Source organism: Fructilactobacillus vespulae, assembly GCF_047324295.1.
GTDB classification, from domain to species: domain Bacteria; phylum Bacillota; class Bacilli; order Lactobacillales; family Lactobacillaceae; genus Fructilactobacillus; species Fructilactobacillus vespulae.
Genome location: NZ_CP137138.1, coordinates 952399 through 973878, shown reverse-complemented (window position 1 = coordinate 973878; position 21480 = coordinate 952399). Strand labels below are relative to the sequence as shown.

Sequence of the window (21480 nt, the reverse complement as noted above, 5' to 3'; positions counted from 1 at the left end):
TTTCTATAGCTAAATTAAATTAGCTTAATTTTTTGAATTGTTCATACAGTTTATCAAAAACTGCAATAAACTGCTGTGCTTCTTTTAAGTTATTTTGGTCTCCCAAAGAAATTCGAACCGCACTTTTAGCAACTTCTTGGGGAACTCCCATTGCATTTAGTGTACCAGATGTAACACCCTTTTTCGAAGAGCATGCACTAGTAGTTGAGATATAAATCCCCTCTTTTTCAAAAGCATGAACAATTGTTTCGCCTTTAACGCCTAAAATTGCAAAACACAAGATGTGCGGCGCAAAATGATCGTTAAGTTTAGAAAACATCTCTACCTTTTCAAATTTACCAATGTGATCAACAATAAATTGGCGAATTTCTTGTTCTTTAACAATTGCGGCACTCTCATTTTCTTTTAAGATTCTAACTGCCTTTGCCATTGCTGCAATTGCTGGTAAGTTTTCGGTCCCACTACGTTGACCAAATTCTTGACCACCACCATCCATGAAAGGCTTTAACTTTTTACCATTTCTAGAATAGATAAAGCCAACTCCCCGAGGAGCATGAAATTTATGACCAGAAAAAGTAATGAAATCCACCCTTTTATTAAACACTAAATCGTGAATTCCCTTGCCTAATCCTTGAACCGCATCGACATGAAAATGAACTTTAGGATAATCCTGTAAGAAATCAGCAATTTCATCTAACGGCTGAATAACTCCAATTTCATTGTTAACTGCCATTACCGAAACTAAAATTGTATCAGGACGAATTGCGTCCTTCAAGTCTTTTACAGAAACTCTTCCTTCTTGGTCAACTGGTAAGTAAGTTATTTCAAATCCTAATTCTTCTAGGGCTGCAACCGAGTTCAATACCGCGGCATGCTCAATTTTAGATACAATAATATGCTTTCCATATTCTCGTTTAGCTAAAGCAGTCCCTTTTATAATCCAGTTATCTCCTTCGGTTCCACCGCTAGTAAAGAATATCTCAGCAGGATTAACTCCTAGCAAATCCGCAATTTGTTTTCTGGATTGCGATAATAAGTTATACGACTTCTCACCAAAGTCATGTAAACTGGAAGGATTACCCCAAAAGTTTTGGCTGACCAAATTATAAGTTTTTAAAACCTCATCATTAACTCTGGTCGTAGCACTGTTATCAAAATAAATCATTCTTAACCTCAATTCATAATTTAAACACGAAACCAGGCCAAAAAATTGGCCTGGTACGTACACTAATTATTTAGCTTTATTTTTATAGTAACGATCTTCAATTTTTTTGTAAGTTCCTGGTTCTACTCTATCAATTGCATTGGCAATCACTGCTAGGCTGTCGTTGTATTGGTACTGTTTATCAAACAAATCTTTTGCTTCCAATAATGCCTTACCAATCTCTGGCTTAGTCTTAGCATAGCGATTGGCATATTGCATAACTTGTTCGGCTAAAATAGATTGATCAATTAAATCATCTGTTTTTTCCTGCAATGCATCTCGATCTTGCTTAATTTGGCTTAGTTGCTTTTGCACATCATCCATACTAATTTTAACCCGGTTCATTGTTGAACTAAGTTGATTAATCTCTTTAGCAACCATATCAAAAAATTCAACATAGTCATTAGCAATCCCAGGTAGGTTCAAGTTTTCAACTTTTCTTTGAAGCATATGCATTTCCGAACTTAGGTTGCTTAGATCACGATGCGCGATTTTTTCTTCTTTACTGAAATCTGAGATAGAATCGTTTAATTCCATTTGTTGTTTTTCAATCAAAGTCAGGTAACTATTGAAATTCTGATTGTGAGAATCAATTTCTGAATAAATTACTTTACCATCACTGATTGTTTTTAAGTCCGCTTGATGTTGTTCAGAAATTTCTGCAATTTGTTGTTCAAAGTCTTGTGCCTGTTTAATTTCTCCATGTTCTAGAGAATAATTATGGCTTAATCTTTCAAGCTCTTCTCGCAAAATGGTGTTTTGGTGCGTAGCATGTTCGACAAACATCGTAATCTTTTCAATGTCCTTTTCAACTGCCACGCGGGCCTTTAGTTCGACTTCCATTTCATCGTACAAACGATTAATTTTAGTATTAATTATTTCATCTTCAGTATCGACAACCGGGATCTCTAGTTTTTTAATCCCCTCGAGATTATCATTAACTGAATTTTGTAATTCCTTAAGTGAAATCTCAAACTCATCATCAATGAAGTTGTAACCTTCTTTTTTCATTTTAGAATATGCATTTGAAATTTCATCAATTTGATTTACAAATTGCTTACTGTTCAATTTATAAAGTTTAGGAATTTCATTAATTATTTTTTCTAACTCCTCAGTGGAGGTATTTAAATCAACTAAGACTTTTTCTGCCTTACTTTGATCACCCTGCTTAGTTAAATTTGAGAACACATCAAATGTTTCTTCAATTGCTGATAACTGTTCTTCTAATGCATCAATTGCAGGACCAAACTCACCATTCTTAGTTAACAACACTTTTCTAAGTTTACGGTATCTAAATTCTAAACTTGAAACCGCCTTTTGATGTTCAGCAGCTAATTGCTTAACCTTATCGAGAACATCTTGAATTTCATCAAGTTTTGTCGCAATTTCTACTGAGTCACTTTGCAACTGTTCGACACTATTTCTAGTGTTAATAAAATTAACTCCCTTAACACCCTTTTCAATTGTAGAAATCAATTGACGTGCTTGAGGAATGCTTTGGTTTAGTAAATCTTGATAGTTACCGAATGCCTCATCGGTCATCTTTTTAGATTCACCAATCAACCCTAATTTTTTAACCTTATTAAAATCGTCATCTAAGTTTAACTCTTCAAATTTATTAATTTGGTTCTGCATCACCATCGCTTTTTTTAATATTCCCTTTTGGTATATAACGATTGAAATGTAGATAACCACAATTATTACAAGAATTCCGATAATTAAGTTTAGCATGTTATCCACCTTTAATTTTATTTGGTTTATGCTTGTGCACTACAATTGATTATAACATAAACAAATATCTAATTATATTATGAATCGCTAAAAACGGGTTGACGTGGTTGACTTAATCCCCATTTAAAGGTTATAATTGAATTTGTGTAAAATAATGCAGCGGTACACGGTAAGCTCGTCAACATGTCTTTGCTATCTTAGAATAGTTTAATTAGTAACCCACCTGCTGCTGAGGTGAACGTTCTGAGAGACATGCACGAATACTAAGTGTACATTGGTTATTTTACTCCAAAAATATTATTGGAGGATTTTTTTATGTCAAGATATACAGGTCCAAGTTGGAGAATTTCTCGTCGTCTTGGTATTTCATTATCAGGTACTGGTAAAGAATTACAACGTCGTCCTTACGCTCCTGGTGTTCACGGTCAAGGTCGTCGCCAAAAGATTTCAGAATACGGTGTTCAATTACGTGAAAAGCAAAAAATGCGTTACATGTATGGTTTAACTGAACGTCAATTTTACGCACTTTTCTTAAAAGCTGGTAAAATTCGTGAAGGTAAGCATGGTGATAACTTCGAAATTAAACTTGAACAACGTTTAGATAACGTTGTTTACCGTCTAGGTTTAGCAACTACTCGTCGCCAAGCTAGACAATTAGTAAACCACGGTCACATTACTGTTGATGGTAAACGTGTTGATATTCCATCATACTTAGTAGAACCTGGTCAAGTTATTGCTGTTCGTGAAAAGTCAAAAACTATGAGCGTTATTACTGAAGCAGTTAGTGCTGTTGTAAGTCGTCCTGCTTTCGTATCATTCGATGCTGAAAAGCTTGAAGGTTCATTTGTTAGACTTCCACAACCAGATGAATTAAATGCAAATATTGATACTTCATTAGTTGTTGAATACTACAACCGTTAATATTAAGTATCTAAAAAAGCGATCTCTCTTGAGACCGCTTTTTTATTTATTAATGATACAATTAGAGTATCTTTAAACCAAAGGAGCCTAACTATGACAGAAGATGTGCAAAACCGTCTCGATCAATCTATGAGTGGTGAATCACCTAAAATAAATCCAGATGAACAAAGAAAATATTTGGGAACCTTCCGTGAAAGAGTCGCCTTGGCAATTCCCTTTGCGCAAGTTACTAATTCAGATGCAGTTAATCAAACAATTAAAATTATTCAAATGCATCCAGATTATCAAATAATTATTAACGGTGCCCTACCCACTAACCAACAAAGTCCTTATTTAAAGGCAGCAGCAGCGAACAACGCTAAATTTAACATTAATACCGATAAAATCTACCAAAATACAGCAACTGCTTTTGCAATTGTAGTTGCAGCAAAACAATCAATCAACGAAACCAACATTGAATTTAGTGAAACTACGTCTAAAACTGTTAATAGTCCAAAGACTAAACTAACGTTTTGGCAAAAACTATTCAATCGTAATAAAGAAGGATAAATATGCAAAAACCACTCGCATACCGCATGCGACCTAAAAACATTAGTGAAGTTGTCGGCCAACAAGACTTAGTCGGACCTGGTAAAATCATCGATCGAATGGTTAAAGCAAAAATTCTTTCGTCTATGATCTTATATGGACCACCTGGAACCGGAAAAACTAGTATCGCTAGTGCAATTGCCGGATCGACTAAATATGCATTTAGAATCCTAAATGCCGCCACCGATACCAAAAAAGATTTACAAATTGTTGCTGAAGAAGCAAAAATGAGTGGAACTGTCATCTTATTACTGGATGAAATTCATCGACTTGATAAAACCAAACAAGACTTCTTGCTTCCCCTACTAGAAAGTGGCCAAATTATATTAATTGGTGCAACAACTGAAAATCCATACATTAATATTAATCCGGCCATTCGCTCTCGAACACAAATCTTTCAGGTAAATCCGCTAAGTAGCTCAGATATTAAAACTGCAGTTAATCGCGCACTAGCAGATTCACAAAATGGACTGGGAAATTATAACGTTAATCTAAATGACGATGCGTTTGAATTTTTAACCAATAGTACCAATGGTGATTTAAGAAGTGCCCTAAATGCCTTAGAACTATGCGTTAAATCAACTCCAGAAGAAAATGGAATTATAACTGTAACTTTAAAAGACATTGAAGCTTGTCTCCAAAGAAAAGCTCTAACTCAAGATAAAAATGGTGATGCTCACTATAACGTGATTTCTGCCTTTCAAAAATCAATCAGAGGTTCGGATACCGATGCTGCCTTGCACTACGCTGCTCGTCTAATTGAATCTGGTGACTTAAATTCATTAACTAGAAGATTAATGGTCATTGCTTACGAAGATATTGGGTTAGCTAACCCGAGTGCTTGTCAAAGAACGGTGATGGCTGTTCAAGCAGCTGATCGTTTAGGATTGCCAGAAGGAAGAATCCCGCTGGCTGATGCCATTATCGAACTATGTTTATCACCAAAATCTAACAGTGGAATTGCAGCGATTGATGCCGCACTATCAGAAGTTAAAAGTGGAAATTATGGTGATATTCCCAAGGAAATTCGCGATGCTCATTATCAAGGAGCAGAAAAACTAGGCGTGGTAGGTTACAAATTCCCCCACGATTTTCCTGGTGACTGGGTAAGACAACAGTATTTACCTGATAAAATTAAAAATGCAAAATATTATCAACCTAAAGAAAATGGAAAAATAGAAAAAGCATTTTCAAAGCAATATCAGAAATTAAATTTATTAAAAAATGGTAAGGATGGAAACTAATGGCAATTCAAGTTTTAGTATTATTATTTTCGCTGCTACTTCTTTCAAACGGAATTTATTTTCTTAAACATACCCAAAAAAATTTCATGATGTTTAAACCCGAATCAATTCCTGCATTAAGTAAAACACTAAAAATTAGTGGCATTATCATTACAGTGGTTGGTATCTTAGGAATTCTTGCCGCTCTTTTGAACAATACCATCTTAATTGTAGTGACATTAATTGTTGGTTGTGTTTGTTGTGTGGTCCCCGAAGCAATTTTAGCTCAATTTATTAATCGTTAAAAAACTAGTAAATTTATTTTAAAAAGACTACAATTAAGTAAATACAATTACGAGGTGAAATCATGTTACAAGAATATGAAAACATTTTAGTCCCTGTTGATGGTTCATACGGTGCTGAGTTAGCTTTTGAAAAGGCAGTTGCCGTTGCCAAAAGAAACGATGCTCATCTTCACATTGTGCATATAATTGATACTAGAACTTTTCAAGATATTTCTAGTTTTGATTCATCAATTATCAATGAAGTAACTGAATCAGTTAAAAAAACTTTGGAAAAATACGTTTCTGAAGCTCAAGAAGCTGGTTTAAATAATGTTGATTACTCAATTGAATATGGGGCCCCTAAAACCATCGTTGCTAGGGACCTAACCAAACAATTAGACACTGATTTAATTATGATTGGTGCCACCGGTTTAAATGCCGTTGCTCGATTACTAGTTGGCTCAGTTACAGAATATGTAACTAGAAATGCTGCCTGTGATGTACTAGTTGTCCGGACTGATCTCAATAATGAAGTTGTAGATGCAAAAACAGCTAAGAAAAAAGTAAAATAAAAAAATAAGAGGCGTTAACTTTAAAAGTTAACGCCTCTTTTGTTATCTTTATTTCAATGAAATTCCTTGTAAGAACTCTTGTACTCGAGGAGTTGGATTGGAGAAAAAATCATCTTTCGGTCCATCATACTCAATTACACCATTTTCCACAAAAATAATTTTATCTGCGGCATCTTTGGCAAATTGCATGTTATGGGTAACCATAATCATTGATTGACCCTCTTTCGAGATTCTAGATAGCATTTCCAAAATTTTAATTTCACTTTCTGGATCCAATGCACTAGTTGGCTCATCTAGTAAAATATATTCTGGTTTAACCGCTAATGCACGACAAATTGAAATTCTTTGTTGTTGACCACCCGAAAGCTCGCTAGGAAATGAACCGGCATACTCATCTAGTCCCACTTCTTGTAAAAGTGAATGAGCATTTTTCTCAGCAACTTCTTTGTCTTGATGATGAACATGAATTGGAGCAACCGTAATATTATCTAAGATACTAAGATTAGGAAAGAGATTCCAGTTTTGAAAAACCATGCTAGTTTTATTTCTTAATTCATTAGCTTCATGCTTGGTGATTGGATTACTGAAGTCTAACTGCAAATCATCAAAATTAATTTCACCTGAATCAGGTTTTACTAATAAATCTAATGAACGTAATAAGGTTGTTTTACCTGAACCTGAAGGACCAACAATCACCGTCGTCTTTTCCTTAGGAAATTCAGTTGTAATTTTATTTAAAACCAACTTTTCATCAAAGTTCTTTTCTAATTGATTTATCTTTAACATTTTATTCGTCTCCCTTAATGTATTTAGAAGATCTCTTTTCTAGATAATTCTGAAGAATATTAAGTATTGTACATAACACTGCATATAAAGCAGCAACTTCAACATACATTAGTAGTGGCTCATAGTTTTGTGCTGCGTATTGCTGACTCAATTGGAACATTTCAGCAATCGTAATTGTACTTGCCAATGAAGTATCTTTAACTAAACCAATAAATTCATTTGAAAGTGGTGGTAAAACGATTCTAAATGCTTGTGGCATAATTATCCGCCAAAGAGTTTGGGGAACACTAAATCCTAAAGTATAGGCTGCATCCCACTGATCTTTACTAACAGATAATAAAGCAGAACGAATTGTTTCAGAAGCATAAGCTCCCGTATTTAATGAAAATCCAATTACGGCAGCTGTAAATGCAGGTAATTTAATCCCCGCAGCTGGTAGTCCAAAGAAAATTATGAATAATTGAACTAGTAAAGGTGTTGAACGAAAGGCCCAAACGTATAAGTTTGCAATCGTTCTTAAAAGTTTCCATAAAACCAAAACAATTCCGCTTACTTTTGGATTTAAGAATTTTACTAACGCTACTAAGACCGCAATTATAATTCCAAAGAAAAATGAAATTAAGGTTAGCGGAATTGTATACTTAATCATTGCTTCCAATAATTTAGGAAGTGCAGAAATAACAATGTCCCACATACTATATCCTCTTTTCCGATAGTATTTTGATAAAATCAATTCTGCTAATTATCAACCAATACTACCTAACGTACAAATTTAATACAAACATAATTATAACGAAACACTTACTTTTTTTCCATGAATTTTCCTTGTAAATTTAAACAAAAGTTAAAGTAAAAAAAGCACCCAGCCTTTTGGCCAGATGCAATTAATCATTTTATTTTTTAGAATCTTCTTTTGGTAAAACTTGGTTTAAGACAATTCCAATTACAGTTGCTAAAGCAACACCAGTAAATTGAAATTCTCCTAATTGTAGATAGGCGTTTCCTACCCCAATCACTAAAATTACGGAAGCAATCATTAAATTACGTTTTAATCCCATATCAACTTTATCGTCGACCATGACTTTAATTCCACTTGAAGCAATTGTTCCAAATAACAAGAAACTAATTCCTCCAATAACTGGTAGTGGCATCTGCATAATCAAAACATTCAATTTATTAACAAAGGAAAAGATCATTGCAAAGATGGCCGCTCCGATAATAACATACACACTATATACTTTAGTAATTGCCATGACCCCAATATTTTCACCATAACTGGTAACGGCAGGACCACCTAGAATTCCGGCTGCTAAAGATGCTGCCCCATCACCTGCTAAAGTTCTGTTTAAACCAGGTTCTTTAAAGAAGTTACGGTTAGTCAATTCACCTAAAACCATTAAGTGTCCCATATGTTCAGTCATTGTAACAAAGGCAATTGGTGCCATAACAATAATAGCGTTCCATTCAAAGTGAAAACCTTTTTCAGTTGCTAATAACTGAAATTCTGGAACTTTAAACCAGGGTGCTGATGCAATCGCATGAAGATCAACTAACCCACATGCCATTGATATTAAATAACCACAAACAATCGCTAATAGAACTGGAATCATTCCTAAAAATCCTTTAAGTTTCATATTAAAGAAGATTGCTAAGAATAACGTTGCCATTGCAATTAAAAAATAGGTTAAATTGTAAGTTCCATTTTTCATCATTGCATCTTTGGCTGCTGCTCCAGCAAGTGATAAACCAATTACAACAACGATTGGTCCAACAACAATGGGTGGTAATAATTTATCAATCCAATTGGTTCCAAGCATCCAAACCAACAATGCCACAATTAGATAAACAACTCCTACCGCAATCACACCTTGTTGTACTCCAGAAATTCCCGTAGTCTTCATCAATGCCAACATAGGGGTAATGAAAGCAAAACTTGATCCCATGTAAGCTGGAATTTTCCCCTTAGTAATTAAAATGTGTAACAAGGTTCCAATTCCAGAAGCAAATAAAGCAATACTAGGACTTAATCCAACTAGTAATGGGACAATTACTGTACTTCCAAACATTGAAAACATGTGTTGAAGTGAAAGTCCAACCCATTTAATTCCACTTGGCTTTTCATGAATATCAAGAACCATATCCTTGTTTTTATCCATACCGATTCTCCTCAAAATAAAAAGATTACCGCCACTTCGACGGTAATCTTTTAGTATAGACGTAGTTTTTAATAAGTCGTACCTAAAATCTTGCTGTCTCTCTGGACGGGCTTTAAGATTAATTATTAGAACTTAATTTACTATTGTTTTAACTATTTGTCAATTTTTTTGTAGAATATTGACGTTTTTCATCAACTATCCCATTAAACGTAAATTCAGAATTATCAATAACATCACCAGTAAAATTATCTGGATCTAAATTAGTCCACTGGTTAAACATGTTTTCATATTCTGAAACACTTAATTTAGTACGTTCATCTAACAACTGCTTAATTCTTAACTTTCGTTCACCATTTTTGAAGTTTTCTTTTAAGGTCCCCACGAAAAATTCACCTTGAGCACCTGAACCATAACTAAAGATTCCAACCTTATCATTAGCTTTCAAATCAGATGAATTGTCTAATAGCGATAACAAACTAAGATATAGTGAACCTGTGTATAAATTACCCACCCTTTTGCTGTAAACACGACTAGCTTCAAATTCTTTTAATAATTCTGTCTGCTTAGTTTCAGAAACCTCTGGCAATACTTTTCGTAGTCCTTTTAATCCCATTTTAGTGTATGGCAAATGAAATACTAAGGCCTTAAATTCAGCCAGGGTCATATCATGATTATCAAGATAATTATGAATGGTTTTATAGAAGAAATCTTGATAAATGTCATTAGAATAATGTCCATCAACCACTGCTTCAGTTTTATTTAATGGTCGCCAAAAATCCATAATATCATCAGAATAAACACTGCTATCTGAACTCAATTCCATTATGTCTGGATCATTAGCAATTGTCATTGCAATTGCACCACCACCCTGGGTCACTTCTCCTGGAGTTGCTACTCCATATCTAGCAATATCTGACCCAATTACTAGTGCTTGTTGTTCTGGATGAGCTTTTACAAAATCTTTTGCCATTTGAATTCCTGCAGTTGCTCCATAACATGCTTGTTTAATTTCAAAAGCGCGTGCTTCTCGTTTTAACTTCAATAAATTCTGTAAATAGATTGCCCCAGATTTAGAATTATCCACTCCCGTTTCAGTTCCAAAAATAATTAAACTAATTTTCTTTCGATTAGCATCGTTAATGATTTGTGATGCTGCATTCGCAGCCATTGTTACTGTATCTTGGGTGGGAGGAATTACCGCTTGTTCTGTTTGTCCGATTCCAATTAAATATTTATTAGGGTCTTCATTTCTTGCTTTTGCTAATTCAACCATATCAACATAATAATTTGGGGTAAAAAAACCAATTTTATCAATTCCGACGTTCATTAAATCACTCCTGCTTTTTATTTTCAATCTATTCATAAATTTATAATAACAAAATAAAACTACCAAAACTAATTTTGGTAGTTTTTTCAAGCTATTAATGCTTAATTATCTTGTTCTATCATTTTTTTGATTCGTTTCATTGCTTCAATAATTTGATCCATATCAGCTGCATATGAAATTCGAATATAACCTTGACCACTATCCCCAAAAGCATCTCCTGGAGTCACACCAACGTGAGCATCATTGGCAAGTTTTAATGCAAACTCTTCAGAAGTTAACTCAGAATATTGAGCAGGAATTTTTGCGAAGATATAGAAGGCTCCATCGGGACTAATAATATCAAACCCAATTTTGCTCAAGCTTTCAGTTACGTAATCTCTTCGTTCACGATATTCATTTAACATTGGTTGTGAATCTTCTAAACCATTATCTAACGCTTCAATTGCTCCATATTGAGCAGGATTTGAAGGTGAAGTTACTAAAAATCCATGAACTTTTTTAACGTTTGCAACGATTTCTGCCGGACCAGTCACATAACCTAAACGGTATCCCGTCATCGCGTGTGATTTAGAAACACCATTAATCAAAATTGAATTATTAGGAAGATACTTAACTACTGATTCATGCTTAACATCGTAAGTTAATTCACCATAAATTTCATCAGAAATTACTAAAATACCATATTTATCAAGAACCTTAGTTAGTGCTTGAACTTCTTCTGGAGTGTACTCTACTCCAGTTGGATTAGTAGGGTAATTTAAGATAATTGCTTTAATTTCAGGGTCGTTTTTTAATGTTTCTTCTAACTTAACAGGAGTTAATTTAAACTTATCTGCAGAAGTATCAACCGGCACCACTACTCCACGAGCCATTTCAATATCAGCAGAATAAGCTGGATATCCAGGCATTGGAACAATCACCTTGTCGCCTTCATTAACAACTGCAATAAAGGTACTTGCAAGTGCCTCAGTTGCCCCATCAGTTACGACAACTTCAGTTTCTGGGTCATAAGAAACTCCCGTTTTCTTTTCAACATAACGACTAATTGATTGTCTTAATTCCAACCAACCTGGTTGTGGTGAATAATGTGACTTATCTTCGGCAATACTCTTAATTGCCGCTTCTTTGATATGTTCAGGGGTATTAAACCCGGGTTCTCCAACATTTAAACTAATTAAACCATCAATTCCATTAATTTTAGAAACAAATGAACGAATTCTAGATGGCTTAATTTGTAAAAGCGTGTGGTTAAAAGTATCCTGTAATCTCTCGTTTAACTTTGGCATTTTAATCTCCCTAAATCCTCACATGAACAATGAGTCTTACTTTTTAGTTAAACCTAAGTTTAATAGTAATCAAAAAAAACTTCAAGAATAAACTTGAAGTTCTTTTGATTATTTATCTAGTTCATCTTGTGCTTTTTGAGCAGCAATGTTCATGATGTTCCATGGGCGATCAAATCCGGGTTGGAAGAAGAAATCAGCGTAGGCTAATTCATCAACTGTCATGTGTTGTTGAATTGCAAGAGAAATAGCATTAATATTGGCAGTTACATCTTGAACTGACATAATTTGTGCACCCTTTACTTCTCTAGTTTTAGCATCAAAAGTTAACTTAAAGTACACATCAGCATTTCTTGGTTCGGGTACAAAGGCTGGGACTTTAGTATCTTTTACTAATACAGATTTAACGTCTACACCTAATTGATCAGCAGTGACATCTTTTACCCCAGTTGAGGCAAACTTGTAATCATAAACATGTAATGCTGAAGATCCTGAGACTGCAGTAGTTTTACGTCTCTTTTCCATAAGGTTATATGCTGCTGAACGTCCTTGACGACGAGCATTAGATGCTAAAGCAATTACTTGTTTTTTACCAGTTGGTGCAAATTCAATCTTAGTTGCATCACCAACTGCAAAAATATCAGGTTGACTAGTTTCTTGGTATTCATCGGTAACGATAAAGCCGTGATCATCTACGTCAACTACATCTTTTACCCAAGCAGTATTTGGTCTAATACCAGCGGTTTCAATTACTAAATCAGCTGGATACTTATCACCTTTAGTAGTAATCACATCGGTAATTTTATTATCAGCATTTCCAACGTATTCTTTAACTGATTGTGATAATCGTAATTCCATTCCTTGTTTAGTTAATTCATTGCCTAAAATGTCAGTGAATTCAGAATCTAGGTAAGTACCTAAAATTGTTGGATTATTGTCAATAACAGTAACGTGTTTACCAGCTTTTGCAAATGATTCTGCAGCTTCAATACCAATGTATCCTGAACCAACTACAGTAACATTTTTAATTTCTGGATCGATTTCGGCTTTTTTAAGTAAGATTGCCCAATCGCGTCCACGCATTGCATAAATATTATCCAATTCACGTCCAGGAACTGGTAATTCAAATGGAACGGCACCGATCGATAGAACTAATTTATCATATTGATCTTCTACCGTTTCTCCATTGTTGACATTTTTCACTTCGATTGTATGCTTTTCGGGGTTAATTTTAGTAACTTCTGAGTTAATTTTCACACTAACTCCTTCAGCTTCCATACCTGGAACTGTTGCATAACTTACTGAATTAACGTCTTTTACAATTCCTTGAAGGTATAGTTCCATTCCACATGATAGGAATGAAACAAAATCTCCCTTTTCATACCAAGTTATTTCAGCATCTGGGAAATCATGAAGGACACCTCTAACGGCCTCAAAACCTCCATGTGATGATCCAATTACAGCAACTTTCATTGGTACTCCTCCTAAATTTACAAAAAATGATTTTGCACACTTCTATATCACAATCCTTAATGTGTACACTCATTATGAAAGAAAGTTCAGTACTTTGCAAGCATCACCTACCAATGATAACTAACTTAAGTTACAATGGATTTAAATTAAATTTAAGGAGATTTTTATTTTGAAGAAATTTTTAATTGGAACCCTAACCATCGCAAGTTGCTTAACTCTTGCTAGTTGCTCTTCTTTAGATGGAAGTTACAAAAAATCTAACCAAGATAACACCAAAAAAACTAAGCAAATTAAAGCTCCAGCCAAATCATCATTTAAAAATAACGTTGCTAAGTTAAATGATAAAACAATTAAAATCAAGGGAGTTAAAACCATTCAACAAGGTGATTCAGATCAAACTCTCATTGCCTTTCAATACAAAGTTACCAATGAATCAACCAACATTTTGACACCGCTAAACGCTTGGAATTCAACTTTTAAAGTTTCACAAGGTAATAAAGAATTGAAAACTACCGATTTTAGTGATGACAGATTGCCTTCTAACCCCAATGAAAACTTAGCTAAAGGTGATTCAATTGAAAGTTCAGTTGTCTATGCCTTGGATAATGCAAATGACTCAATCAAAATTAATGCTAGTGAAGGAATTAGCAACAATAATATTACTGCTGCTACTACTTCAACACTTGATGGAACTAATTTAGGAACTGAAGAGTTCAGCATCAAACAATAATAAAAAAAAGTTCAATTTCATAATAGAAATTGAACTTTTTTTCGTATTTGACTACATATCTAAAACTTTATAAATTTTCTTTCTAATTTTTACAGATTTAGGTGTCATATCTCCATGAATAGCACGGTTTAATTGAACGGGACTTTCATCGATCATTTTCCCTAATTCAACCTGACTCATGTGCTTCCTTCTTAACTTAATGATGATTTCATCAGTTAATAGTTCAATTTTTTCTCTAGCTGATTCTTCTAACATTAGCTCACCTTTTCCTGTAATTTATTGATTAATTTATTGACAGTCTATAACAGAACGTTTATTGTTATTAATTACTAGAATATTAAAAAAACTGCCTTATTTAATAAATTAAATAAAGCAAGTACTAGTTCTATAAACATCTTATAAGATTAATATTATACTCAAAGTGTAAAATAGTCAAACTATTACACTTTAAGTGTTCTCGACTGGTGGATTACTCAATGACAACTTATGAAAATATAAAAAGAATCGCTAAAGAAAAAGATATTTCACTAACTGAAATTGCCCAAGCAATTGGGCTAAGTAGCAATGCTATTTATCGTTATAATCAAGGTATTGAACCTAGAAAAGAAACATTAGACAAGATTGCAAAGGTTTTAGATGTTCCTATTTCTGAACTATCTGATATCTATAAAAACCCTCAGGATAATATAGAAACTATTGATCTGGCCAACAATAATTTAACTTTTAAATATCAAGGAAAAGACGTAAAACCAGATCAATTAAAAATTATTTTTGAGGTCCTAAAGGGAATTAACGACAATGAGGACGATAATAAATGATTTGTTGGATTATGGAAAAAAACATAATTTTGAAATCAAACTAATCAATACACTTGATTCAGATACCCCATCTATTGCTAGTACCTTTCATCAAGCAATTGTAATTAATATGAATTGGCATAATCAAAGACAAATTCCTTTTATAATTTGTCACGAAATCAGTCATTTACTAATGTGTAACAATCATGACGCGCAAAACATGCGGTTACGAGGTCGATTCAACTTTGAATATCAAGCTAATTGTAATAGCATTAAAATGTTAATCCCCTACTATTTAGAATTAATTGATGAAAAAGAAAACATCAATTATCTTAATTTTATGAACTATTTTGCGATTCCTTCTAATTTACAAAATGAGTGTCATAAATATTTAAAATCATTTATTTAATTACCGATCAAAAAAGCATTCATTACGGGATGCTTTTTTGTCTTTTATAAATTTTTTGGCTAACTACTTCGGAAAAATTATATAATATGAATATAAATGAATAATAAGGGAGTATAAATTATGAATTCTGAACGTATTTTAATTTTAATTAAACCAGACGGCGTTAACTTAGGGCACATTGGTGAAGTAATTACCAGAATTGAACTTAAAGGTTATGAAATTGAAAGTCTCAAGGTTACCCATGCAACTAAAGATCAATTACATAAACATTATGCTAATTTAGTCGATAAACCTTTCTACCCAGATATTGAATCATACATGACTGAAGGACCAATTGTTGCCATAATCGCAACTGGAACTAAAATTGTAAACGTATTCCACCGGATGGCTGGTGACACTGACCCTTCAAAAGCCGCTTTTGGAACAATTAGAGGTGATTTAGGCCGTGAATGGTCAGATGGACTACTCAGAAATGTAGTTCATAGTTCTGATAGTGTTGAAAGTGCGGAAAAAGAAATTAAAATTTGGTTTCCTGAAAAATAACAATAAGTGTTAATTGTGTACATAACAGTTTTAGTTCGGTACACTCTCCATATATAAATAAATTTTATTTAAATAAATAATTGTTTAATTATTTAACTTTACATATAACTTTTGTAAACGCTTCCTTAAATAATCTCAATTAAAAACAATAAAGTATCTATTTTTTTGTTAAACTTATATTAATTAAGGAGTTAATGACTATGGAGAAAATCGATCCTTTAACATTTGGAAGTAACATAAAACAAATCAGAAAATCAAAATCATATTCACTTCGTCAAGTTTCAAACCAATCAACTGATGAAAAGGGAATAAATATATCACCATCATACTGGTCTTTGGTTGAAAGAGGAGAACGAAATATACCCAAAATTAAAACCTTACAAAGAATTGCCAAGGCCCTAAGAGTACCTGAAAAAGATATTTTTGAACTAGCTGGGTTAGGAAGAAAAGAAGATGATGCCAGTGACAACTCTATTTTAAAAGATTTTACAGAAGTACCAGTTATCAATAAAATCACTGAAAGAAATAATATTTTAGCAAAAGAAAATATTATCAGATATATTAAGGTCCCCTCATCATTAGCTAATGGCAATAACTTTTTCATTATGGAATACCAACGTGATAGTATGGAACCGACCATCAAAAAAGGTTCTAGAGTTCTTATTAAGATGCAGGATTCCGCAAATAATGGTAAGATAGCTGCTATTTTGTTACAAGACAATACAATTATCTTAAAAAAAGTTAAAAAAACTGATCAAGATACAATTTTAATCCCAGATAATCCTAACTATTCCCCACTTATCTTAAATCAAGATAAACTTGGAAAAATAATTGGGATTGTCAAATTAACGATGAAAGAATTTTAAAAAATCCCCAGACGGTTTATAAACCATCTGAGGATTTTTTTTATGAAAATAACTATCTAATTTGGGCAAAATTTGGGCAAAAAAATTTAAAAAGGTCCAAATACGGTCCAAATTATTTGAGTTTTAAAAAGTGCTAATGAACTACAAATGCCGGTATAAAGGCATTTTACATTTCATTAGCACTCATAATAAATCATAAAAAAGCATAAAAAGGAGAGTACAGGATTTGAACCTGCGCGCCGAGGAAAACTCGGTTCGCCGGATTTCGAGTCCGGTGCATTACCACTCTGCCAACTCTCCATAATTAAACTGCATCTCTGCAGTTTTTTTTAAAATTTAGTCAAACTAAGGATATCATAATCCTTAATCTTATCGCGACCATGTAGGTCCATTAATTCAACTAGAAAGGCAGTTCCCACTACCTTACCACCTAAATCTTCAATCAATTTAATGGTTGCGGCTAAAGTACCACCGGTTGCTAATAGGTCATCAGTAACCAATACTCTTTGTCCGGGCTTGATTGTATCAGCATGAAGATATAAAGCTGACTGACCATATTCTAGTCCATAGGTTTCTTTTACTGTCTTACCGGGTAATTTACCCTTCTTACGAGCAGGTGCAAATCCAATCCCTAACTCATAAGCAACTGGACATCCAACAATAAAACCACGAGCTTCTGGTCCAACCACCACGTCTACATTAAGTTTTTTGGCATAGTCAACAATTTCATTGGTTGCTTGTTTATATGCTTCCCCATCTTCTAAAAGTGGTGAAATATCTCTAAATAATACCCCTGGTTCTGGAAAATCAGGATAACTAGCAATATAATCTTTTAAATTAAGTGCCATTTGTATTTCCTTCCGTTATTAATCTTGCATTTCGTTAATTAAATTAATCAATGCGTTTTGGTTTAAATTAATTAATTGATTCTCAATCTCAATCTCTTGGAGTCGCCTTTGATAAACCACTGCACTTGAAAGTGACTGTTTCTGCGGACTAGCAACTGTATTCATCATACCATCATTAATAGTAACAAAACCTAATTCATTAAATACTTTAATCATAAATACCAACAGATTCTGATTTATTTTCAATTCATTAGAAATACTTTTTAAATGTTTTCTCAAAGAAACATTATTATGAAATTTAATGAACTTAAATAGTTTAGCATATTGTTCCCGTTTTGGCATACCATAATTACTAATTAAATGTGGTTTGAAAAGGTATAACGTAATTTGTGAATTGTTACTTTCTTTAATTACATTTTTCAAATCAATTAAACTAGGCGGACAATCCACCACAAACAGCTTCTTATAGTCATTTTTAGCTACAAAGTCACTTGCTAACTGGGCTTCACTATTAGCATTTAAATATCTCGATAATTTGTCCATTAACTTGGGATTAAAAAACAAATATTGCCCGTCTTCTTCAAACATTTGTGCAACTAAATTATTGGTCCTTTTATCAAGAATAACTGATCCAGCAACTTCTAAATCAGAAACCATTACCTGTAGATTAGTTCTTCCTCTGAACTCGTTTTTACCAATTGTTCCAGCAACCTTCAGATTGCGATCAAGTTCCCTAATTTCTGTCGCATCCTGACCCGCTCCAAAATCGATTGCACCTACCTTGCTATTCTTTCCAATAATATCAAACTTTAAATGTTCTTTAGTCTTTCCAATTATTGTTATTGAACCTAGTAAGTTAGGTTTTATTGCAAAAGCAGGTTTTTCATTGTCAGTTCCAAATGGACTTAACAAAGCCAAGTCATCATACAAATCATTGTTTATATCATCCGCGCTAACTTCATAATCTAGCTTCAATTGGGGCTTCTTAGTACAATCAATATCTTGACTGGTTGCCACTTGTTCTAAATTATCAGCTAATTGCGAAATATTATTAGATTGGATGGTTAATCCGATTGCCATTTCATGCCCACCAAAGGCATCCATTAGGTCTGTACTATCATGTAAAGCCTGAAATAAATCGAAACCTGAAATACTTCTACCTGAACCCTTAGCAATCCCGGTTTCTGGATCTTCTCCGATAACAATCGTTGGTTTATTGAATTTATCAGTTAAACGACTGGCAACGATTCCCAAAATACCAGTGTGCCATCCGCGTCCATTGATAACTAAAGTATTTCGTTTTGTATTTTCAGGAGATTCTGCTATCTCAGTTGCCTTTTCGGTTAAATCCGCAACTAAGGTTTTTCGTTCTTCATTTTGTTTTTCAGTCTGTTTGGCTAAGTCATCAGCAATTTGATCATCAGTGGTCGTTAATAGTTCAACTCCCTGACTCGCATCTCCCATTCTACCTAAAGCATTTAATGATGGAGCAATCTTGAAACCAATGTCTTCTTCATCAATATTTTCAATTTTAACTTGGTTTCTTTTGACTAGCCGCTTCAATCCCGGTCTTTCCGTCAAATGAATCACATTTAATCCAAATTGAACTAAGGCCCGGTTTTCTTTCGTTAATGAGACTAAATCCGCAATTGTTCCAATTGCAGCTAAATCTAATTTTTCTTGTGGAATTTCATCAGATAATGCAGTTGCAACTTTAAACGCAATTCCAGCTCCAGATAATTCTTTGAAAGGATAATTAGGACTTAAATCTGCATGAATAATGGCATAGGCATTCGGTAACTTATCCGGCAACTCATGGTGATCAGTAATGATTACATCACAATCCAACTGGTTTGCAACCTCAACTGCATCGTAGCCGGAAACACCGTTATCAACCGTAATGATTAACTTAGTTCCATCTGCAATTAATTGTTTATAAACATCAGCATTAGGACCATAACCATCCTTAAAGCGATTGGGAATATAATAAGTTACATTAGCACCAATCTCTAATAAAGTTTCATAAATTATTGAAGTACTAGTAATCCCGTCAGCATCATAGTCTCCATAAATGGTAATTTTCTCGTTTTCAGCTATGGCACTTTCAATTCTTTCAATGGCTTTATCCATGTCATTAAATAAAAATGGATCATTTAAATCAGAAGTATCGGGACTCAAAAAATGTTTAATCTCATCCGGATCCTGAAATCCTCGATTTATTAATAATTGTGCTACTAACTGACTAATTCCTAAATCTGAAGCTAATGATTTAATTTGTTCTGAACTAGCTTTATTTGGTCGAATTTCCCAATCATATTTAGAAGAGAACAATGTTAAACCTTCTTTCAAACGTAATTTTAAGCTTCTTCGTGCTTATTAAACGGTACATCAATAAAATCAAAATCCTTAACTACCTTGGTATTAGCAAATATTTCTTGGGCTTGATCTTGTAATTCTCTTGCCATTTTAGCCGTGTAACGAGCTGAAATATGAGTTAATAACAAACGACTAACGGAAGATGTTTTAGCCATCTTAGCCGCCTCTATATTGGTAGAATGATAGTAACTTCTTGCTAGTTTGGATTCTCCCTTACCAAAAGTACTTTCATGCACCACAATATCTGCACCCTGTGATAACTTCTTAATATTAGGAGTATTTCGGGTATCGCCTAGAATAGTTACGATTCTTCCCATTTGAGCCTTACCAATGTAATTTTTACCATCAATAGTTCTTCCATCTGGCAAAGTAACCACTTGTCCATTTTTTAATTTCCCGTAAACTGGACCAGCTGGAATTTCATCAGCTCTCAGTTTATCAACCATCAATTCACCAGGATGATCTTTTTCAATAACTCGATATCCCCAACATTCAATTTTATGTTGTAACTTAGCAGCCATAACGTAAAATTTGGGTTCATCAACGATAATTCCTTCTTCGGTTAATTCTATAAACTTAATTTTGTAAGATAATTTAGTTTGTGAAACTCGAAGGGAAATTTGTACAAAATCTTTAATTCCCTTGGGCCCATAAATTACTAACGGTTCATCCCCACCTTGAAATGAGCGACTAGAAAGTAATCCTGGTAACCCAAAAATGTGGTCTCCGTGTAAATGAGTAATGAAAATTTTATCAATTTTACGGGGCTTAAGCGTGGAACGTAACATTTGTTGTTGCGTACCTTCACCACAATCAAACAACCAAACTTCATTTGATTCATCTAACAAACGTAGGGCGACACTAGAGACGTTTCTAAATTTCCCGGGAACCCCTGCTCCCGTTCCAAAAAATTCTAATTGCATACTTTTACCGTTCCTTCTAAGAAACTAATTTCGTTCATCATAATAATATTGTATAGTTTATTGTAGCATAATGAGATAGCTAAATTTAGAAAATAAGGTGATTATTATTAAACTATTTGAATTTAAAAGATCAAGTCAAGATTTGGATAAAAGTCGAGTTCTCTACTTTACCTATGACAATCAACCTCAGCCCCTGACCCAAATTAAAATTAGCAATAATCGTTTGATTTTTAGTTCTGATAAAAACATTCAACCGCTTACTTTAAGTGAATTTAACGAAAAAACCAAAAATATAAATCCCGAACTTCAACTGTCGGTCGGATCCATTAATTCAATCACCTTATTTGGTTATCGTTTAAATAATCAACAAATCATTTTTGGATAAGTTAATAAAATTAAAAATACTAAATATCAACGAAAGTCTAACGTTGATATTTAGT

The 21480-nt window shown here is 33.6% G+C and carries 23 protein-coding genes and 1 tRNA gene; 11 read left to right on the top strand and 13 right to left on the bottom strand.

The features are described from left to right. Positions 1-19: 19 nt before the first annotated feature. Complete coding sequence (locus R4B61_RS04775; RefSeq protein WP_413627142.1) at positions 20-1165, bottom strand: cysteine desulfurase family protein; 1146 nt, start codon at positions 1163-1165, stop codon at positions 20-22. A 66-nt stretch (positions 1166-1231) separates the two neighbouring features. Continuing rightward, positions 1232-2935 carry a septation ring formation regulator EzrA gene (locus tag R4B61_RS04770; RefSeq protein ID WP_413627141.1) on the bottom strand — a complete coding sequence of 568 codons (1704 nt, stop codon included), beginning with the start codon at positions 2933-2935 and terminating at the stop codon, positions 1232-1234. A gap of 315 nt (positions 2936-3250) precedes the next feature. Between R4B61_RS04770 and rpsD the strand changes: the two genes are divergently transcribed. The 5 genes from rpsD (at position 3251) to R4B61_RS04745 (ending at position 6523) form a co-directional block, all read left to right on the top strand. Further along, positions 3251-3856 carry a 30S ribosomal protein S4 gene (rpsD, locus tag R4B61_RS04765; RefSeq protein ID WP_413627140.1) on the top strand — a complete coding sequence of 202 codons (606 nt, stop codon included), beginning with the start codon at positions 3251-3253 and terminating at the stop codon, positions 3854-3856. Between the two features lie 93 nt (positions 3857-3949). After that, positions 3950-4405: a DUF1694 domain-containing protein gene (locus R4B61_RS04760; protein WP_413627139.1), complete on the top strand. Its 456-nt coding sequence runs from the start codon at positions 3950-3952 to the stop codon at positions 4403-4405. 2 nt (positions 4406-4407) lie between these two features. Continuing rightward, entirely contained in the window at positions 4408-5688 is a 1281-nt protein-coding gene (locus R4B61_RS04755) for a replication-associated recombination protein A (RefSeq protein WP_413627138.1), read from the top strand. Further along, positions 5688-5972 carry a hypothetical protein gene (locus R4B61_RS04750; protein WP_413627137.1) on the top strand — a complete coding sequence of 95 codons (285 nt, stop codon included), beginning with the start codon at positions 5688-5690 and terminating at the stop codon, positions 5970-5972. The genes R4B61_RS04755 and R4B61_RS04750 overlap by 1 nt, the downstream gene beginning before the upstream one ends. Positions 5973-6034: 62 nt before the next feature. Further along, positions 6035-6523 carry a universal stress protein gene (locus R4B61_RS04745; RefSeq protein ID WP_413627136.1) on the top strand — a complete coding sequence of 163 codons (489 nt, stop codon included), beginning with the start codon at positions 6035-6037 and terminating at the stop codon, positions 6521-6523. Positions 6524-6571: 48 nt separating this feature from the next. Here R4B61_RS04745 and R4B61_RS04740 read toward each other — a convergent pair whose 3' ends face one another. The 6 genes from R4B61_RS04740 to R4B61_RS04715 form a co-directional block, all read right to left on the bottom strand. After that, a complete protein-coding gene (locus tag R4B61_RS04740) occupies positions 6572-7309 on the bottom strand; it encodes an amino acid ABC transporter ATP-binding protein (RefSeq protein ID WP_413627135.1) in 738 nt (245 codons plus the stop codon). 1 nt (position 7310) lies between these two features. Beyond that, complete coding sequence (locus R4B61_RS04735; RefSeq protein ID WP_413627134.1) at positions 7311-8003, bottom strand: amino acid ABC transporter permease; 693 nt, start codon at positions 8001-8003, stop codon at positions 7311-7313. Between the two features lie 199 nt (positions 8004-8202). After that, the gene (locus R4B61_RS04730) at positions 8203-9465 is read right to left on the bottom strand and encodes a solute carrier family 23 protein (RefSeq protein WP_413627133.1); all 1263 of its coding nucleotides are present in this window, start codon (positions 9463-9465) and stop codon (positions 8203-8205) included. A gap of 148 nt (positions 9466-9613) precedes the next feature. Further along, positions 9614-10792 carry a hydroxymethylglutaryl-CoA synthase gene (locus R4B61_RS04725; RefSeq protein ID WP_413627132.1) on the bottom strand — a complete coding sequence of 393 codons (1179 nt, stop codon included), beginning with the start codon at positions 10790-10792 and terminating at the stop codon, positions 9614-9616. A 101-nt stretch (positions 10793-10893) separates the two neighbouring features. Then, positions 10894-12078, bottom strand: a complete 1185-nt coding sequence (locus R4B61_RS04720) for an aminotransferase class I/II-fold pyridoxal phosphate-dependent enzyme (RefSeq protein WP_413627131.1) — start codon at positions 12076-12078, stop codon at positions 10894-10896. A 108-nt stretch (positions 12079-12186) separates the two neighbouring features. Further along, positions 12187-13548, bottom strand: a complete 1362-nt coding sequence (locus tag R4B61_RS04715) for an FAD-dependent oxidoreductase (protein WP_413627130.1) — start codon at positions 13546-13548, stop codon at positions 12187-12189. Between the two features lie 169 nt (positions 13549-13717). Here R4B61_RS04715 and R4B61_RS04710 point away from each other — a divergent pair, with 169 nt between their 5' ends. Next, positions 13718-14278 carry a DUF5067 domain-containing protein gene (locus R4B61_RS04710; protein ID WP_413627129.1) on the top strand — a complete coding sequence of 187 codons (561 nt, stop codon included), beginning with the start codon at positions 13718-13720 and terminating at the stop codon, positions 14276-14278. A gap of 51 nt (positions 14279-14329) precedes the next feature. On the opposite strand, the gene R4B61_RS04705 is transcribed toward R4B61_RS04710, so the two are convergent. Beyond that, complete coding sequence (locus R4B61_RS04705; protein WP_413627128.1) at positions 14330-14533, bottom strand: transcriptional regulator; 204 nt, start codon at positions 14531-14533, stop codon at positions 14330-14332. A 221-nt stretch (positions 14534-14754) separates the two neighbouring features. On the opposite strand from R4B61_RS04705, the gene R4B61_RS04700 reads away from it, so the two are divergent. From R4B61_RS04700 to R4B61_RS04685, 4 genes are all read left to right on the top strand, one after another. Beyond that, complete coding sequence (locus R4B61_RS04700; protein WP_413627127.1) at positions 14755-15096, top strand: helix-turn-helix domain-containing protein; 342 nt, start codon at positions 14755-14757, stop codon at positions 15094-15096. Continuing rightward, on the top strand, positions 15077-15484 hold the full coding sequence (locus R4B61_RS04695) for an ImmA/IrrE family metallo-endopeptidase (RefSeq protein WP_413627126.1): 408 nt from the start codon (positions 15077-15079) through the stop codon (positions 15482-15484). Before R4B61_RS04700 ends, R4B61_RS04695 begins: the two co-directional genes overlap by 20 nt. Before the next feature lie 120 nt (positions 15485-15604). Further along, complete coding sequence (ndk, locus tag R4B61_RS04690) at positions 15605-16027, top strand: nucleoside-diphosphate kinase (protein ID WP_413627125.1); 423 nt, start codon at positions 15605-15607, stop codon at positions 16025-16027. Between the two features lie 200 nt (positions 16028-16227). Then, positions 16228-16893: a helix-turn-helix domain-containing protein gene (locus tag R4B61_RS04685; RefSeq protein WP_413627124.1), complete on the top strand. Its 666-nt coding sequence runs from the start codon at positions 16228-16230 to the stop codon at positions 16891-16893. A gap of 211 nt (positions 16894-17104) precedes the next feature. On the opposite strand, the gene R4B61_RS04680 is transcribed toward R4B61_RS04685, so the two are convergent. The 4 genes from R4B61_RS04680 to rnz all read right to left on the bottom strand — a co-directional run bounded on the left by R4B61_RS04680 (position 17105) and on the right by rnz (position 21040). After that, positions 17105-17193: transfer RNA gene (locus R4B61_RS04680), tRNA-Ser, on the bottom strand. A 29-nt stretch (positions 17194-17222) separates the two neighbouring features. Then, positions 17223-17741 carry an adenine phosphoribosyltransferase gene (locus R4B61_RS04675; RefSeq protein ID WP_413627123.1) on the bottom strand — a complete coding sequence of 173 codons (519 nt, stop codon included), beginning with the start codon at positions 17739-17741 and terminating at the stop codon, positions 17223-17225. 18 nt (positions 17742-17759) lie between these two features. Next, the gene (gene recJ, locus R4B61_RS04670) at positions 17760-20090 is read right to left on the bottom strand and encodes a single-stranded-DNA-specific exonuclease RecJ (RefSeq protein WP_413627122.1); all 2331 of its coding nucleotides are present in this window, start codon (positions 20088-20090) and stop codon (positions 17760-17762) included. A gap of 8 nt (positions 20091-20098) precedes the next feature. After that, positions 20099-21040 carry a ribonuclease Z gene (gene rnz, locus R4B61_RS04665; protein WP_413627121.1) on the bottom strand — a complete coding sequence of 314 codons (942 nt, stop codon included), beginning with the start codon at positions 21038-21040 and terminating at the stop codon, positions 20099-20101. Positions 21041-21182: 142 nt separating this feature from the next. Between rnz and R4B61_RS04660 the strand changes: the two genes are divergently transcribed. Further along, complete coding sequence (locus R4B61_RS04660) at positions 21183-21425, top strand: hypothetical protein (RefSeq protein WP_413627120.1); 243 nt, start codon at positions 21183-21185, stop codon at positions 21423-21425. The last annotated feature ends 55 nt before the right edge of the window (positions 21426-21480 follow it).

Excerpts from the sequence above, each read along its gene's own strand:
- R4B61_RS04775 (WP_413627142.1), bottom strand. The coding sequence starts at position 1,165 with ATGATTTATTTTGATAACAGTGCTACGACCAGAGTTAATGATGAGGTT.
- R4B61_RS04770 (WP_413627141.1), bottom strand. The coding sequence starts at position 2,935 with ATGCTAAACTTAATTATCGGAATTCTTGTAATAATTGTGGTTATCTAC.
- rpsD (WP_413627140.1), top strand. The coding sequence starts at position 3,251 with ATGTCAAGATATACAGGTCCAAGTTGGAGAATTTCTCGTCGTCTTGGT.
- R4B61_RS04760 (WP_413627139.1), top strand. The coding sequence starts at position 3,950 with ATGACAGAAGATGTGCAAAACCGTCTCGATCAATCTATGAGTGGTGAA.
- R4B61_RS04755 (WP_413627138.1), top strand. The coding sequence starts at position 4,408 with ATGCAAAAACCACTCGCATACCGCATGCGACCTAAAAACATTAGTGAA.
- R4B61_RS04750 (WP_413627137.1), top strand. The coding sequence starts at position 5,688 with ATGGCAATTCAAGTTTTAGTATTATTATTTTCGCTGCTACTTCTTTCA.
- R4B61_RS04745 (WP_413627136.1), top strand. The coding sequence starts at position 6,035 with ATGTTACAAGAATATGAAAACATTTTAGTCCCTGTTGATGGTTCATAC.
- R4B61_RS04740 (WP_413627135.1), bottom strand. The coding sequence starts at position 7,309 with ATGTTAAAGATAAATCAATTAGAAAAGAACTTTGATGAAAAGTTGGTT.
- R4B61_RS04735 (WP_413627134.1), bottom strand. The coding sequence starts at position 8,003 with ATGTGGGACATTGTTATTTCTGCACTTCCTAAATTATTGGAAGCAATG.
- R4B61_RS04730 (WP_413627133.1), bottom strand. The coding sequence starts at position 9,465 with ATGGATAAAAACAAGGATATGGTTCTTGATATTCATGAAAAGCCAAGT.
- R4B61_RS04725 (WP_413627132.1), bottom strand. The coding sequence starts at position 10,792 with ATGAACGTCGGAATTGATAAAATTGGTTTTTTTACCCCAAATTATTAT.
- R4B61_RS04720 (WP_413627131.1), bottom strand. The coding sequence starts at position 12,078 with ATGCCAAAGTTAAACGAGAGATTACAGGATACTTTTAACCACACGCTT.
- R4B61_RS04715 (WP_413627130.1), bottom strand. The coding sequence starts at position 13,548 with ATGAAAGTTGCTGTAATTGGATCATCACATGGAGGTTTTGAGGCCGTT.
- R4B61_RS04705 (WP_413627128.1), bottom strand. The coding sequence starts at position 14,533 with ATGTTAGAAGAATCAGCTAGAGAAAAAATTGAACTATTAACTGATGAA.
- R4B61_RS04700 (WP_413627127.1), top strand. The coding sequence starts at position 14,755 with ATGACAACTTATGAAAATATAAAAAGAATCGCTAAAGAAAAAGATATT.
- R4B61_RS04695 (WP_413627126.1), top strand. The coding sequence starts at position 15,077 with ATGAGGACGATAATAAATGATTTGTTGGATTATGGAAAAAAACATAAT.
- ndk (WP_413627125.1), top strand. The coding sequence starts at position 15,605 with ATGAATTCTGAACGTATTTTAATTTTAATTAAACCAGACGGCGTTAAC.
- R4B61_RS04685 (WP_413627124.1), top strand. The coding sequence starts at position 16,228 with ATGGAGAAAATCGATCCTTTAACATTTGGAAGTAACATAAAACAAATC.
- R4B61_RS04675 (WP_413627123.1), bottom strand. The coding sequence starts at position 17,741 with ATGGCACTTAATTTAAAAGATTATATTGCTAGTTATCCTGATTTTCCA.
- rnz (WP_413627121.1), bottom strand. The coding sequence starts at position 21,040 with ATGCAATTAGAATTTTTTGGAACGGGAGCAGGGGTTCCCGGGAAATTT.